Source organism: Bacillus sp. MM2020_4, assembly GCF_011250555.1.
Taxonomy (GTDB): domain Bacteria; phylum Bacillota; class Bacilli; order Bacillales; family Cytobacillaceae; genus Neobacillus.
On record NZ_JAANMZ010000009.1, the window covers coordinates 26,778 to 41,720 of the forward strand.

Sequence of the window (14,943 nt, forward strand, 5' to 3'; positions counted from 1 at the left end):
TCTAAACATCCTTATAGCTTAATAATATCTGCTTCCTAAAAATAATGAAGTGATTTGCATCAATTTATTATATTTCTTGATACAGGTCAATGTTAATGAGAATGATTTTCATTAATATGAAAGAAAAACATGAGGTGATTCCACCATGAATGCAACCTGTTTAATTGTTTATGCAAGTATGACAGGGAATACAGAAGAAATAGCCAATCTTATTGCATCAGGCATTCAAGAGGCAGGGGGTACTGTCTCGATAAAGGATATCTTAGAAGTAGATGTTCCAGACCTTCAAGAATATGATGGGATATTATTGGGAGCCTATACGTGGGGAGACGGTGATCTTCCGGATGAGTTTCTCGACTTTTATGATGAAATGGATCAATTGAATTTATCAGGGAAAAGGGCAGCTGCATTTGGTTCCTGCGACTCTTCCTATGAGCATCGTGGGGGAGCGGTTGATATTCTCACGGAAAAACTGGCAGAACTGGGTGCCGAGCTTGTGCACGAAGGTTTAAAAATTGACCTTTCTCCAACCACTGCGGAAAAAGAAGAATGTATGAAGTTTGGTCAATCCTTTGTAGAAAAATTTTGAGAGGATGTGGGGATTATGAGTATGATTGAAATCCCATTAAATGATGTGGCCTGCACCGGTTGTATCGGGAAGATAAAAAGACAGATGCAACGAACAAATGGAATAGAAAAAGTAGAAATTGTATCTGGAACCGGTAAAATCCAAATTAACTTTAATGAAAGCATCATTCAATCGGAGGAAATTAACCGTAACCTAAATAAGATTATACTGCGAACATTTGATTAAAGGGCTGCCTAAAAAGGCAGTTCTTTTTTTATTTGGAATATTTACCCTAGTTCATTTTTTCGGATATTTATGTCACTTTTTTGGATTGTTGATTATTATGAAAGCGTTTAATATTTGATGTAGCAGGAACGAAAGTGGTTTTTATAAAAATAAAAATGGGGGAATGAGTAATGAAGAAAGGGAAATTGTTGTCTGCAGCATTAGTGGCTGTACTTGGAATTTCGGGAATCTTAACAGGTTGTTCATCAGATGAAAAAACAACAAAGACTGAGAACAGTGTAAGTAAGGAACTAGTAGTTTATTCACCAAATCCAATTGAGTTTAATGAGCCTTTGGTAAAAGAATTTGAAGATGAAACAGGAATTAAGGTGGAAGTTATTTCTGCAGGTGCAGGGGAGCTTTTGAAACGAATTGAATCGGAAGGGGATAATCCTTTAGGGGATGTCATGTGGGGAGGATCTTTATCATCGTTAGATCCATTCAAAGATCATTTTGCTAAATATCAATCCAAAAATGAAGACAAGGTTATTGATGACTATAAAAATGATGATGGCTTTATCACACGATTCTCACTCGTTCCAAGTGTCATTATGGTAAATAAAAACCTTGCGGGTGAATTAAATATTAGTGGATATGAGGATTTATTGAATAAGCAATTGAAAGGGAAGATTGCGTTTGCAGACCCAGCAAAGTCATCTTCTTCATTCGAACAAGTTATTAACGAATTATATGCGATGGGCAATGGTGATCCTGAAAAAGGATGGGATTATGTAGGAAAATTAATTGGGAATCTTGATCACAAATTATTGAGTGGATCCTCTGCAGTATACAAAGGTGTAGCAGATGGTGAATACTCTGTTGGGCTTACATTTGAAGAGCCAGTTGTGAATTATATGAATGATGGCGCCCCAGTACAGATAGTCTATCCAAAAGAAGGAACAATTGTGAAGCCCGATGGTGCCGCGATTATTAAAGGTGCAAAAAATCTGGAAAATGCCAAGAAATTCATTGATTTTATTACCAACGAAGAGTCACAAACAATGGTGGCAAATGAGCTAAATCGCCGTCCTGTTCTTTCTACAGTGAAAATCAAGAAGGATATCGGAATGAAGCCGCTTACGGAAATCAAATTAATTAGTGACGATCAAGCATGGTCAAACAAAAATAAAGAAACCATTCTAGATAAATTTAAGGATATTTTTACAAGTAATTAAGAATTGAAATCAAACATGAAAGAGTATGAGTAGTCAATGGCTCATACTCTTTTAAAATAATCCAAACATCGTAGATTCATGAAAAAGGAGGTTGTTCAAATTGAGCACATCAATCACATTTGAGCAGGTACGGAAGGACTATGAAAAAAATACGGTAATTCCTGATTTAAATTTAAAAATAAAACCAGGTGAACTCTTCACATTATTAGGCCCATCAGGCTGCGGGAAAACCACGCTTCTAAGGATGATTGCAGGTTTCCACAGTATCGACGGAGGGACGATCTCATTCGATCAGCAAGTAATTAACGATATTCCAGCCCATAAACGGAATATTGGGATGGTCTTTCAAAATTATGCAATTTTTCCCCATATGAATGTGTACAACAATGTAAAATACGGTTTGAAAAACCGGAAGATCAATAAAGAAGAAATGATCAAACGGCTTGACGAAATTATTGAAACGGTCAAAATCACAGACTATAAAGATCGCCTTCCAAATCGCTTGTCTGGCGGGCAGCAGCAGCGTGTTGCTTTGGCAAGAGCTATTGTTATTCATCCAAAAGTTCTTCTGATGGATGAACCATTATCGAACCTGGACGCAAAGCTTAGAATTGACATGCGCCGTGCCATAAGTGAAATTCAAAAGGAAATTGATATCACGACAGTGTATGTTACTCATGATCAGGAAGAGGCATTAGCCATTTCGGATCGAATTGCCGTCATGAAAGACGGGATCATCCAGCAGGTCGGGTATCCAGATACCATTTATTTACGGCCTATTAATGCATTTGTTGCAACCTTTATCGGCCATTCCAATTTATTCCCAGGGATCATTGAACAGGATAATGGAGTGAATTTTCTTCGGATGACAAAAGATTATCAGATTGAAATAAAAAATGTAACATCAGAAGTTCGTGCTAATGACAAAGTAATGGTCGCAATTCGACCGGAAGAGTTTACACTATCTGAACGTCAGTCTGGGATTAGAGCAAGAGTTAAACATCGGAATTTCTTAGGCAAATATATAAATTATGAGCTCGTTTTGGATGATGGACAAAGTATCGAGTTTACACAGGATACCAATCAAAAGGATCGGTTCATACAGTTAGATGATGTGGTTTACTTAGAAGTTATCGCAGAAAAAATTAATATATTCACTGCAGATGGTGAGGAAAGTCTCATTTCGGGAGTGACCCGTTATGTGGAATAAATTGACTAGAAAACTAGACTTTTGGAATTCAGTGACATTGCTTGTATTTTTATTTTTTGCTGTATTTTTAATTTATCCGCTTGGAGCGTTGTTGCTAGGAAGTTTCCAAGGAAACGATGGCTCATTTACATTTGAACATTTTCAAACCTTTTTTGAGAAAAAATATTATTATCAATCATTGCTCCATAGTTTCGCAGTCACCATATGCGTGACGATCCTGGCTATCGCTTTGGGGGTGCCTCTTGCCTATTTAATGTCGACGCTGAGAATTCGCGGCAAGGGACTTATCGAAATATTAATTATTATTTCTGTATTATCGCCACCATTTATTGGAGCCTATTCATGGATTCTTTTATTAGGCCGAAGCGGTGTCATTTCAAGATTTTTTCTGGAGCATTTTAATGTAACGATCCCTAGTATCTACGGGTTTGGTGGGATTCTATTGGTTTTTACCTTAAAATTGTTCCCGTACATCTATTTATATGTTTCTGGAGCTCTTAAAAAAATGGATGCCTCTTTAAGTGAAGCGGCCGAAAGCTTAGGAGTGACAGGAATTAGAAAGGTTACAACGCTAATCTTGCCGCTGATTCTGCCAACAGTTTTAGCAGGCGCCATGCTGGTTTTTATGAATTCCCTTGCTGACTTTGGGACTCCAATGCTAATTGGAGAAGGTTATTCGACCATGCCTGTGCTTATCTACTCAGAATTTATTAGTGAGGTAGGCGGGGATGCACACTTTGCCGCGGCTCTTGCAACCATAATGATTTTTATTACAACCTTTATATTTATTGGTCAAAAATATTTTATCAACAAGAAATCATTCGAAATGAGTTCGCTTCGCCCTATTCAACCTGAGAAAGCAAAAGGAATGAAAAACCTTTTTGCCCATTTGTTTATTTATGTTATTGTGGGATTAGCAATCATTCCACAAGTCATGGTTATCTATACGTCATTCTTAAAAACCAGAGGTGCCATGTTTATTGACGGTTATACATTGGAAAGTTACCGCAGAGTAATCGAACGTATGGGTGATTCCATTTTAAATACGTATATCTACGGGATCATTGCGTTAGCAGTTATCATATTATTGGGGATGCTCATTTCGTATGCATCTGTAAGAAGAAAAAACTTCTTAACCTCTTTTATTGATACGATTGCCATGTTCCCTTATATAGTTCCAGGCTCAGTATTGGGGATTACGTTGCTTCTTGCCTTTAACAAATCACCGTTACTATTAAGTGGAACGGCAGCTATTTTAATTGTTTCCTTTATTATTCGCCGGCTTCCATATACGATGCGATCAAGTGCTGCCATTATTTATCAGTTGAGCCCAAGTATGGAAGAAGCATCAATTAGCTTAGGTTATTCCCCCATGAAGACGTTTATTAATATTACTGCTAGGTTAATGATGCCAGGTGTTTTAGCTGGTGCTCTACTAAGTTGGATTACGGTCATCAATGAACTTAGTTCGTCGATTATTTTATTTACTGGAAAAACTAGAACCATGTCAGTTGCAATCTATTCGGAGGTCATTAGGGCAAGCTATGGTACTGCCGCAGCACTTTCCACAATTCTAACAGTCACTACGGTAATCTCACTTTTGATTTTCTTCAAAGCAACAGGTTCGAAAGAAGTAAACCTATAAATTTGATAGGGAAGGCAACTCCGCTATTGAGTTGTCTTTTCGGCATAACTTGTACGACGCAAGGAAAAGGTGATTGATGTGGAATCTACTAACAAGGTTTCCAGTTTATATCGGAAGGAACTGAAACGTTCCTTAATCAGTTTTGGGATTGTTCCCGTTGCGATTATCGTCTTTATTTTTTATAATCTATTCTTTTTCATTAGCTATCATATTCTAAAAGAAAATACCCGAAATGAAGGGAAAATGGTCGCAAATGAAATCATTGTGAAATTTTCACAGATATCTGCTCAAAGTAAGCAATTAGCGAAAGAGATAAATATTAATCGAATGGAAACCTACAGCACGTATCGCACCAAAATGTATGAACGCCTATACAGTGCAGTGAATGAGCAAAAGCTAAATAGCTTGTTTTCTGTGATTGACGCAGATGGGAATGTAATCGCAACAAATTGGATAGAAGATCCTGTTGATAATCATAAAAATGCTGTTTGGTATTTAAATAAGCGGTTGAAAAATAATCGTAACGATCAAAGTCTTATGTACCCGAATCGCCAAAATCTTAAAACAGATAGAATCTTCTATAACATCGCAAATCCGATTTACAATGAACAGGGCAATGTTTCAGGCTATATTATTTTCAATTTATTAGAAAATAAATTCCGCCAGCTAATGAATAATGTCCACTATACCGACATCTTAATCACTGACCAATATGATAATAGTATCTTAACATCAAATGAAATGTTACTAACACAGTCAGGAAAACTAAAGGCTGTAAATAATAGTAGCTATATCACGAAACAACTTTCAATTCTTAATGCCAACATTAATGTTCATTCCATCTTGTATATTGGCTTATTTAAGCGTATCTATAAAATTGGGCTTGTAACATTACTGATTGTCTTCCTTTCCATCACAATCGGGACCATTATATTTGCAAACCAGACAACGCTGAAAAAGATGAAATCAATCGATATTCTGCTAAAAATGATTACAAAGGCAAAAAAGGGAGATTTTAACCAAAAGGTGAACTTTGCTAAAGAGGATGAGTTCCAAGTCATTGGTGAGTATGTCGAACAGCTTTTGCAAGATATTGAACGATTATTAAAGGAAAACAAAGAATCAATTGAACGAAATGCTCAATCTGAGATCAAGCAGCTTGAAATGCAGATAGATCCTCACTTTTTATTTAATACATTAGAAAATATCAAATATATGATTAAAATTGATTCTAATAAAGCAGAACGGTTAATTATTATTCTCTCCAATTTATTAAGATACAGTGTGAGTAATCGCATGCAATATAATAGTATTCAAAAGGATACGAATTATTTGAAGGATTATTTAACCTTACAGAAAATTCGATTTGGCGACGCCTTAGACTACAACATTGATGTTCAGGCAGGGACTGAAAACTATTTTCTTCCTAAATTGATTGTGCAGCCATTAGTGGAAAATGCAATCAAATATGGATTTCGGACCAAGACCAATTTAAAAATAGAGATCATCATTAAAAACACAAAGAAAAATGTATATTTGGTGATTCGCGATAATGGAGAGGGGATCGAAAAGAATAGGTTAATTGAATTAAAGAAGTCATTGATTCTCGGTGAGAATGACACCAACCATATTGGCATTTATAACGTAAATCGCAGGATTCAATTGCTATATGGGAAGAGCTACGGGTTAAGAATTTACAGCGAAGAGAAAAAAGGAACACTCGTTTTGGTGAAAATCCCAATTATAAAGGAGGAAGAGTCAGAATGATTCAAGCCATTATAGTTGAAGATGAACAAATTATTCGCAGAGGAATGATTTATACCCTGGATTGGAAAGAAATGCAAACGGAGATTATTGGCGAAGCTTCAAACGGGCAAGAGGGTCTACAGAAGATTATTGACCTTAAACCAGATTTAGTCATAACGGATATTAAAATGCCGATATTAAATGGGATTGATATGATAGAACAAGCGTCTAAATTTCATGATTTTGAAAAGGTTATTCTCTCCAGTTATAGTGATTTTGAATATACAAAAAAGAGTATTCAACTTCAAGTTTTCGATTATTTACTTAAACCGATAGATAGAGAAGTATTAAGAATAATGATGGATTTGCTAAATAAAAAAATAGTTGAGAAGAAGAAACATAAATTAATTCAACAAAAGGTAGATTTCTCCTTTATGAAGGCTGTGTTTTTTCCTGAAGAGATAGAAACGTCGGCCTATTGTGATTATACCCAAAAAGTAATAAATTGTATAAATGAACGGTATGCAGAGAAAATAAATTTGGAAGATGTAGCCCAAGATCTAGCCGTAAGTCCAAGTTATTTAAGCAGAGTATTTAAAAAGGACACAAAGGGAACTTTTCATCATTACTTAAATCAACAACGGATAAAAGCGTCGGTACCCTTACTTCTCACAAAGAAATACATGATTTACGAAATTGCAGAAATGGTAGGATTCAGTGATTATAAACAATTTAATGCAGTATTTAAAAAACACATGGGTTATTCGCCGAGTGAATTTATCCAGGGGGTTAGCCATCCACTCAGTGGAATTTAATTTATCAGAACTGCTCCTAATGGGCAGTTTTTGTTTTTGTAAAATGTTATTTATAAAGAACCAAAATGAGTGTTATAATGAATAGTGTATTACTAAGTAATAAAATATCCTCCCAGTTAAATAATAACCAAGAAAGGGAGGAATTTTTGTTGGAAAATAACCAGGATAGTAAATATGAGGATTCCTTTCTGCCCATGACATCGATTGGCAATGGAATTGGAACCATTGTCCGGCAGGACGTTTATTGTTACACAGATCAAATTGTTAATCTTGTTGCCGTCGGAGATCCGAATGTGACGAATGAATGTGTCCTAATTGATACTGGCATGCCAAAGTCAGCGGAAGAGATAAAAGAAATGCTTCAAGAGCGGTTTGGCGAAGATGTCCGTCTGAAGGCTATCGTGTTAACACATGGGCATTTTGATCATGCCGGATCCGTTGCGGAGTTATTGGAGGAGTGGAGTGTTCCAGTTTATGCCCACGAACGAGAACTCCCCTATTTAACCGGGAAGAAAGATTATCCGCCAGGGGATCCAAATGTGGACAGCGGGCTGGTTGCCAAGATGTCCCCAATGTTCCCGAACCATGGGATTGATATTAGTGCACATGTGCAAAAGCTTCCGGAGGACGGGACTGTTCCAAGTCTGCCGGACTGGAAATGGATTCATACCCCGGGACATACACCTGGCCACGTCTCCTTATTTCGTGAACAAGATGGGACATTAATCGCAGGGGATGTCTTTGTGACGGTAAAGCAAGAATCGCTCTACAAAGTGATGACGCAAATGCAGGAAATAAGTGGCCCGCCCAAGTATTTCACCACTGACTGGAATGCGGCTTATGAATCCGTGAAAAAAGTAGAGGCGCTTAAACCGCAAGTAGCGATCACTGGTCATGGTCTGCCAATGAGCGGTGAAGAACTAACCAAGAACCTACATTATTTAGTGGAGCATTTTGCTGAAATTGGCCGGCCTGATAGTGGCAGGTATGTTAATTAAAGTAGTTTATCTAGGCTGCTGTCATATGCAGCCTTTAACGTTCTTTTTGTGTTCTTAATATAGAATTATTTGTCTGAAATCCTTGTTAGGAGGGAGCTATGAGACTCTGTTTATTCCTATTATTTGCCGGTGTGTTGGATGCGGTCTTAACCCACTTTGGTATGTCTTCCGGTTTCGTTGATGAGGGGAATCCGATGATGAAGCTTGTCATTGAACAGAGCTGGTCTTATTTTTATATGATAAAAATAATCCTGCCACTTATGCTTCTGGGCTTGTTTTATCTTCGCCCTTTTAAACGTTGGGTTAGAACTCTTATCGTCTCCACCTGTGTCCTCTACTTTTCTGTCCTTGTGTATCATATGGTCTGGATTGTCCTTTACATCAATACGTCAACATAACCCTAACTAGACACCTAAACGTTAATACGATAGTATCAATACGATATCGAAAAACAAATAATAAGAAAAAAGATATAAGGAGTACAACATGTTAAATACGTTAAAGCCATTTTTGCAGGAAGCATGGAAACAATCAGGCTTCGAGCAGCCGACATCGATTCAGGATGCTGCTATCCCTATGATTCTGGGAGGAAAAGATGTCATTGCCGAGTCACCAACAGGTACAGGGAAGACGCTCGCTTATTTACTTCCCTTATTAAATAAAATCGACGCAACTATACCGTCCTTACAAGCAGTAGTCCTTGCCTCTTCCCAAGAGTTGGTTATGCAGGTTTATCAAGAATTTCAAAAATGGTCAGAAGGAAGCGGGATTAGAGGTACGTCGATTATTGGCGGGGCAAACTTAAAGCGACAGCTTGAAAAGTTGAAAAAGCGCCCGCATGTTATTTTTGCTACACCGGGCCGCTTGCTTGAATTAATCAAACAGAAGAAAGTGAAAATGCACGAGATAAAAATGGTTGTTCTAGATGAAGGAGATCAACTGTTAATACCGGAGCATTTACACACTGTCCAAAACATCGTGAAATCGACGATGAGTGACCGCCAAGTTGTCTTATTTTCGGCGACGATGAAACAGGCAACAGAAAAGCTGGCAAAAGAAATGGCAGCGGAACCTGAAGTCCTTCGAATTGAAAAAGATGAAATGGCTTCTTCCGGGGAAGTGGAGCATATCTATTTTTCCTGTGAACCACGAGATAAAATTAAGTTAATTGAAAAAATTACTCGCCTTGACCATAGTAAATCCCTTGCGTTTATTAATGACATTGGCGAAATTCAGGTTTTTAAAGAGAAATTGCTGTTTAAAGAATTATCCATCGGAGTCCTGCACAGCGATATGAAAAAGCTAGAACGACAAGCGGCATTAAAAGCTTTCCGGGATGGAAAACTGAAAATGCTGATTGCCACAGATATTGCGGCCCGGGGCCTCGATATTCAAGGAGTAACCCATGTTGTTCAAATTGACTCACCTAAAGACATTTCTCAATATGTACACAGGTCGGGAAGAACAGGAAGAATGGGAGCGAATGGTACCATCATTTCACTGGTTACGGAGCGAGAAGAGCGAGAACTAAAGCGATATTGCCGGGAGTTAAATATCCCTCTTCATAAACGAATTTTTTATCAAGGGGAAATTGTTGCTGAAGAACAAAGAAGTCAAAAGTTTAGAAAATAAAGGCAGAAGGAGGGGGCCCTCCTACTGCTTTTTTTTTTAGAAAAAGGACTTTCAAGCTCTTTTCTTGAATTGTTAAGGAGAAACGGAGGGATCCCGATGGAGAATCCAAAATTAAAGAAATATCTCGAAGAATGGCTAGAGGAAACAACAATCAGCGAAATCCAGGAAAAGTTGGCGAGCGGCGAGCTTACATCAAAAGAGCTGGTCTTACTGTATTTACATAGAATTTCTCGTTACGATAAAGAGCTACATTCAATCCTCGAAATTAATCCGGATGCGCTGCAGATAGCGGAAGCGCTTGACACGGAACGGAAAAAGAAGGGGCCACGCGGCCTGTTACACGGAATTCCGATTCTAATTAAGGATAATATCGACACCCATGACAAAATGCATACAAGTGCCGGGTCACTTGCATTAAAAGATTCGATTGCCCTAAAGGATTCATTTGTAGCAGAGCAATTACGTAAAGCCGGTGCCATCATTCTTGGAAAAACAAATATGACGGAATGGGCAAATTTTATGGCGATTGGAATGAAAAGTGGCTATAGTTCAAGAGGCGGACAGGTGGAAAATCCCTATGGTCCGGGGAAATTTGATGTTGGCGGTTCTAGTGCAGGTTCCGGGGCAGCGATTGCCGCAAATTTTGCCGCTGCTGCGGTTGGGACCGAAACCTCTGGCTCAATCCTGAATCCATCCTGCCAAAATTCATTAGTGGGGATTAAACCTACGGTAGGTTTAATTAGCCGGAGAGGGATTATCCCAATCGCACACACACAGGATACTGCAGGGCCAATGGCTAGAACGGTTGAAGATGCGGTGATTCTGTTAAATGCCTTATGTGGAAAAGATGATCTCGATTCTATCACCAAGACAAACCCTTTTATTGGATTCGACTTGTCAGAGTTACTTGTAAAAGATGGACTAAAGGGGAAGAAAATCGGCATAGCATTTGATGGCTTTATGGAGCTATTGAGTAAGGAAAAACAAAAAGTTGTGGCCGCAGGATTGGAACTGTTGAAATCAGGAGCAGAGATGATTGAGGACATTGTTTTCCCTTCCGCTAAGGCTGAATGGAAATACGATGTTTTAACCTATGAATTTAAACCAGATTTAAATGCCTATTTGAATGATCTTCACCCATCCATACCAGTGAGAACGTTAGCAGATCTAATTGAATTCAATAAAAATGATGAAGAAAAGATGCTCAAATATGGCCAGGCCGTACTACTGGAATCAGAAAAAACAAGCGGTTCTTTAACGGAAGCTGCTTATATTGATGCATTGGAATTCGACTTGTATCATTCAACAAAGAAAGGGATTGATTTTGCGTTAGAGAAATACGGACTAGATGTTATTGTTTTTCCTAACGATGAAGGCTCCCATATCAGTGCGAAAGCAGGCTATCCCACCATTGCGGTCCCTGCTGGCTATACGTCTCTTGGGGAGCCGGTGGGAATTACCTTTGCCGGAACAGCTTACAGTGAACCACTTTTAATTCAAGTGGCGTATGCTTTCGAGCAAATGACACGCTTCCGCAAGGCACCCGTACTAGAATAAAAGTGCTCCTTTTCATCCATACTATCAGTGAATTTCTCAAAAAGGAGTGGGTATGATGGGAAGAACGAAACTAGGAAATGCTAATGCACAACGTAACAATAACGCGAAAAAGCCGATGAAGGAAAGCTCCGAATTAGTTGAATTCACGCCTGGGGAAGATATAAAACGAAACCGCCCGAATAGTAAATAATGAAGAAAGCCTCCTGCTGAGCTAGGAGGCATTTTTTATAAAAGAAAGGGATTTGTTCATATCATCAAGAAAATGGTTCATATCTTCAAAAACAAGCCCAAATACTACTCTTCTTTCAACAATTCCAGTGCTTTTTTTGTCGGGCCCTCAATCACATCACCTGAATAGGAATAACGTGAGCCATGGCACGGGCAATCCCATGATTTTTCAGCGCGATTCCATTCACATTCACAGCCAAGATGGGTACAAGTGGTGTCGACGACATAAAGTTTCCCGTTCTCGTCTTTATAGGCACCTGCTCGTTTTCCGTTATACATGACAACAGAACCCTCGCCCATCTGTAAATCATCTGTGGACTTGTCGGTATACTCAAGCTTACCCTTGATCAGATGCTTAGCAACATCTGCATTGGTGGTGACAACACTTTTAAAATCGGGATCTGCCTGGAATGCTCGTGATGGTGAATAGAGCTCCATGTATGGATTTTCCCGGTCCATCACATAATCAGTTAACAAGTGTCCTGCGAGAATGCCTGTCGTCATTCCCCATTTTTTATAGCCGGTGGCAATTAAAACGTTTTCCCGGCCTTCCGTATATTTGCCGATAAAAGGAAGTTTGTCCAATGTGACCATATCCTGGGCGGACCAGCGATAATGGTATTCCTTCAGCCCAAAGGCCTCTTCGGCGAATAATTGGAGCGCTTCATAATGCTTTAGCGTGTCGATTCCCTGCCCTGTTTTATGATTTTCACCGCCGAGTATGAGCAACTTTTCCCCATTATACGGTGTTGTACGAATGGAGCGGGCCGGGCTGTCGGCACTGATATAGATGCCGCCGGGATAGTCCATGTCTGTTTTTATACCGATTGCATAGGATCTATCTGTATGCATTCTGGCAAAATAGAGACCTGGTTTATCATAAAAAGGGAAATGTGAAGCAATAATCACCTGTTTGCATGTCACCCTATGACCAGCCTTTGTCACTACTTTTGGTTCTGTATCATCATCTTCAATATCTGTAGCGACTGTATTTTCATAAACAGAACAGCCAGCCTTTACGGCATCCTCTAGAAGCGACTTTAAAAACTTTAGCGGGTGATACTGTGCTTGATTGCGCATCAATAGAGCCGCCTTGGCCGGGATATTAAATGGAATCGTGTCTTTCAAAGATCCGTCAATATTGAGACTTTTGTACGCTTCCCACTCCGTTTTTATCTTTTCAACATACTCTTCAGTCGTGGCATAAATATAAGCATCCTCTTTGCTGTAATCACAGTCAATACCATTTTCCTTTACCATGGTTTCAACGAATTGAATGGCATTCATATGGGATTCAAAATACAGCCTGGCCTTTTCTTGCCCAAAGTGTTGGATTAACTCATCATAAATCATGCCATGCTGGGCGGTTAACTTAGCCGTGGTGTGCCCGGTTGTCCCGTTTAAGACACCTCCGGCTTCCAAAATGGCTACCTTCAGCCCTTCTTTTGACAGTAAATAGGCAGTTGTAATCCCAGTTATTCCAGCCCCGACAACTGCTACGTCCACTGATAAATCCTCATTTAATGGTTCATAAGTCGGTAATTCTATCTCGCGCCAAAAGGTTTTAGGAAATTGATGTTCAGATCCACTCATATGTACGCCTCCAGCATTAAAATAATCTCCTGTTTAATTTTTCCCAAAATGAAAAATAAATGTCATGGAGGTGAAAAATTAATTTTTCATCATAAAAAGAACCCTGATTAGCCAGGGTTCTGAAAAAGTTATTCCTCATCGGTGTTTATTTTATCAATCCGGGATGCATCCTCTGAATCAAGTGCTTCCCTTAAAAAATGGAAAATACCCCATGCAACACAACCAAGACAAATCAGAAAGCCGAGAGCAATGGTCCACAAAAGTGTCATCATTCGTCCCCCTTTAGAGAGCTTACCGAGAAAAATAAGCTTTCTACAGGTATATGCCTTAAGGGGACTAAATTTTCCTATTTAGCAAATTTAGTCTTTTTTTCCCAGTTCTGAATAGTAATCGACTTTCTTTATATTGACGCCGACGAAGGTTTCAATAATCGATTGACCACCGGCAATAGAGAAAATTAAGATAAACACAAATGTAACTTTTGGGAACAGCAGATAAGCACCGCCCAAAAAACAAGCACTCCACACACCGGCACACCAATAACATTTCAACAGATATCCAAACATGGAGGCAGGGACTTCCTTCGTTTCCGTGCCATTATCCGTCTTAACTTGAACTTTTTTCATGAAGGGCCTGCGGATGAATTCTGTAATTTTATCAAAAACGATTAAATGGGTTAGACGATAGCTTGCTAAAATTAGCATAATATAGGTCATCCATGATAAGTCTTTCATATTTTATGCCTCCGAAAATCCACTTAAAGACAGCTGAATTTTATTTTTTTGATTCCCTGTATATTTTGAGCTTGAAATCAAAATTATATATTCGGAGGAGGCGAAAAAATGAAAAAATCTTTTTGGTTTAGTTTTCTGTTCTTACTATCTCTTTTCTGTATTCCAAGCGTCTCGTTTGCCCAACAAATTTATACGGTTCAGCCAGGGGATACACTTTGGAAAATTGCTGTAAGGTATCAGGTCGGAATTACAGAGATTATTCAAGCCAACCAGCAATTTAAAAATCCTAACTTGATCTATCCGGGTCAAAAGGTAAATATTCCTGAATTAGGCGGAGTGAAATCGATTGAAAATCAGGTTATTTCGCTAACCAATCAGGAGCGGGCGAAAAATGGCCTGAAACCATTCGTGGCAGACTGGGAGCTTTCCAGGGTGGCTCGCTATAAGGCAACGGACATGAGGGATAAAAATTATTTCTCTCATACAAGCCCAACCTATGGCAGTCCATTTGATATGATGAAGAGCTTTGGTATTTCCTACCGTTCTGCAGCTGAAAATATTGCAGCCGGTCAAACGACACCACAGGCAGTGGTTCAATCATGGATGAATAGTTCTGGTCATCGGGCAAATATTTTAAGCTCTAACACCCGAATTGGAGTAGGATATGCCACTGGTGGATCGTATCGTTACTATTGGGTGCAGATGTTTATCTCGAATTGAACTACCCCTTAACATCCCTTACAGGTTGTTTGTAGTG

General features: G+C 38.9%; 16 protein-coding genes. 13 read left to right on the top strand and 3 right to left on the bottom strand.

The features are described 5' to 3' along the window. Nucleotides 1-145 precede the first annotated feature (145 nt). The 12 genes from G6554_RS08765 (at nucleotide 146) to G6554_RS08820 (ending at nucleotide 11,821) form a co-directional block, all read left to right on the top strand. On the top strand, nucleotides 146-589 hold the full coding sequence (locus tag G6554_RS08765; protein WP_166240828.1) for a flavodoxin: 444 nt from the start codon (nucleotides 146-148) through the stop codon (nucleotides 587-589). Nucleotides 590-604: 15 nt separating this feature from the next. Then, entirely contained in the window at nucleotides 605-814 is a 210-nt protein-coding gene (locus G6554_RS08770; protein ID WP_166240830.1) for a heavy-metal-associated domain-containing protein, read from the top strand. A gap of 170 nt (nucleotides 815-984) precedes the next feature. Then, nucleotides 985-2,028 (top strand): ABC transporter substrate-binding protein, encoded by a 1,044-nt coding sequence (locus tag G6554_RS08775; RefSeq protein WP_166240832.1) that lies wholly within the window; start codon nucleotides 985-987, stop codon nucleotides 2,026-2,028. A 100-nt stretch (nucleotides 2,029-2,128) separates the two neighbouring features. Further along, a complete protein-coding gene (locus G6554_RS08780; RefSeq protein WP_166240834.1) occupies nucleotides 2,129-3,238 on the top strand; it encodes an ABC transporter ATP-binding protein in 1,110 nt (369 codons plus the stop codon). Then, nucleotides 3,228-4,883, top strand: coding sequence for an ABC transporter permease (locus G6554_RS08785; RefSeq protein WP_166240835.1), 1,656 nt, complete (start codon nucleotides 3,228-3,230; stop codon nucleotides 4,881-4,883). Before G6554_RS08780 ends, G6554_RS08785 begins: the two co-directional genes overlap by 11 nt. Before the next feature lie 78 nt (nucleotides 4,884-4,961). Continuing rightward, complete coding sequence (locus G6554_RS26185; RefSeq protein WP_166240837.1) at nucleotides 4,962-6,650, top strand: histidine kinase; 1,689 nt, start codon at nucleotides 4,962-4,964, stop codon at nucleotides 6,648-6,650. Continuing rightward, nucleotides 6,647-7,444, top strand: a complete 798-nt coding sequence (locus G6554_RS08795) for a response regulator transcription factor (RefSeq protein WP_166240840.1) — start codon at nucleotides 6,647-6,649, stop codon at nucleotides 7,442-7,444. The genes G6554_RS26185 and G6554_RS08795 overlap by 4 nt, the downstream gene beginning before the upstream one ends. Nucleotides 7,445-7,593: 149 nt before the next feature. Continuing rightward, a complete protein-coding gene (locus G6554_RS08800; protein ID WP_242637813.1) occupies nucleotides 7,594-8,442 on the top strand; it encodes an MBL fold metallo-hydrolase in 849 nt (282 codons plus the stop codon). 98 nt (nucleotides 8,443-8,540) lie between these two features. Further along, complete coding sequence (locus G6554_RS08805) at nucleotides 8,541-8,840, top strand: DUF5658 family protein (RefSeq protein ID WP_166240842.1); 300 nt, start codon at nucleotides 8,541-8,543, stop codon at nucleotides 8,838-8,840. 88 nt (nucleotides 8,841-8,928) lie between these two features. Next, complete coding sequence (locus G6554_RS08810; protein ID WP_166240844.1) at nucleotides 8,929-10,074, top strand: DEAD/DEAH box helicase; 1,146 nt, start codon at nucleotides 8,929-8,931, stop codon at nucleotides 10,072-10,074. Between the two features lie 96 nt (nucleotides 10,075-10,170). Beyond that, complete coding sequence (locus G6554_RS08815) at nucleotides 10,171-11,631, top strand: amidase family protein (RefSeq protein WP_166240846.1); 1,461 nt, start codon at nucleotides 10,171-10,173, stop codon at nucleotides 11,629-11,631. 52 nt (nucleotides 11,632-11,683) lie between these two features. Next, complete coding sequence (locus tag G6554_RS08820) at nucleotides 11,684-11,821, top strand: hypothetical protein (protein WP_166240778.1); 138 nt, start codon at nucleotides 11,684-11,686, stop codon at nucleotides 11,819-11,821. 104 nt (nucleotides 11,822-11,925) lie between these two features. Here G6554_RS08820 and G6554_RS08825 read toward each other — a convergent pair whose 3' ends face one another. The 3 genes from G6554_RS08825 to G6554_RS08835 form a co-directional block, all read right to left on the bottom strand. Then, nucleotides 11,926-13,452: an FAD-dependent oxidoreductase gene (locus G6554_RS08825; RefSeq protein WP_166240848.1), complete on the bottom strand. Its 1,527-nt coding sequence runs from the start codon at nucleotides 13,450-13,452 to the stop codon at nucleotides 11,926-11,928. Between the two features lie 128 nt (nucleotides 13,453-13,580). Beyond that, the gene (locus G6554_RS08830) at nucleotides 13,581-13,724 is read right to left on the bottom strand and encodes a hypothetical protein (protein ID WP_166240850.1); all 144 of its coding nucleotides are present in this window, start codon (nucleotides 13,722-13,724) and stop codon (nucleotides 13,581-13,583) included. An 87-nt stretch (nucleotides 13,725-13,811) separates the two neighbouring features. Beyond that, nucleotides 13,812-14,186, bottom strand: a complete 375-nt coding sequence (locus tag G6554_RS08835) for a DUF1360 domain-containing protein (protein WP_166240852.1) — start codon at nucleotides 14,184-14,186, stop codon at nucleotides 13,812-13,814. Nucleotides 14,187-14,294: 108 nt separating this feature from the next. Between G6554_RS08835 and safA the strand changes: the two genes are divergently transcribed. Continuing rightward, a complete protein-coding gene (safA, locus tag G6554_RS08840) occupies nucleotides 14,295-14,906 on the top strand; it encodes a SafA/ExsA family spore coat assembly protein (RefSeq protein WP_166240854.1) in 612 nt (203 codons plus the stop codon). Nucleotides 14,907-14,943 lie beyond the last annotated feature (37 nt).

Bases quoted from the DNA above. Each gene is read 5' to 3' on its own strand.
- safA (WP_166240854.1), top strand. From the start codon at position 14,295: ATGAAAAAATCTTTTTGGTTTAGTTTTCTGTTCTTACTATCTCTTTTC.
- G6554_RS08765 (WP_166240828.1), top strand. From the start codon at position 146: ATGAATGCAACCTGTTTAATTGTTTATGCAAGTATGACAGGGAATACA.
- G6554_RS08805 (WP_166240842.1), top strand. From the start codon at position 8,541: ATGAGACTCTGTTTATTCCTATTATTTGCCGGTGTGTTGGATGCGGTC.
- G6554_RS08830 (WP_166240850.1), bottom strand. From the start codon at position 13,724: ATGATGACACTTTTGTGGACCATTGCTCTCGGCTTTCTGATTTGTCTT.
- G6554_RS08815 (WP_166240846.1), top strand. From the start codon at position 10,171: ATGGAGAATCCAAAATTAAAGAAATATCTCGAAGAATGGCTAGAGGAA.
- G6554_RS08795 (WP_166240840.1), top strand. From the start codon at position 6,647: ATGATTCAAGCCATTATAGTTGAAGATGAACAAATTATTCGCAGAGGA.
- G6554_RS08835 (WP_166240852.1), bottom strand. From the start codon at position 14,186: ATGAAAGACTTATCATGGATGACCTATATTATGCTAATTTTAGCAAGC.
- G6554_RS08820 (WP_166240778.1), top strand. From the start codon at position 11,684: ATGATGGGAAGAACGAAACTAGGAAATGCTAATGCACAACGTAACAAT.
- G6554_RS08770 (WP_166240830.1), top strand. From the start codon at position 605: ATGAGTATGATTGAAATCCCATTAAATGATGTGGCCTGCACCGGTTGT.
- G6554_RS08775 (WP_166240832.1), top strand. From the start codon at position 985: ATGAAGAAAGGGAAATTGTTGTCTGCAGCATTAGTGGCTGTACTTGGA.
- G6554_RS08810 (WP_166240844.1), top strand. From the start codon at position 8,929: ATGTTAAATACGTTAAAGCCATTTTTGCAGGAAGCATGGAAACAATCA.
- G6554_RS08825 (WP_166240848.1), bottom strand. From the start codon at position 13,452: ATGAGTGGATCTGAACATCAATTTCCTAAAACCTTTTGGCGCGAGATA.
- G6554_RS08785 (WP_166240835.1), top strand. From the start codon at position 3,228: ATGTGGAATAAATTGACTAGAAAACTAGACTTTTGGAATTCAGTGACA.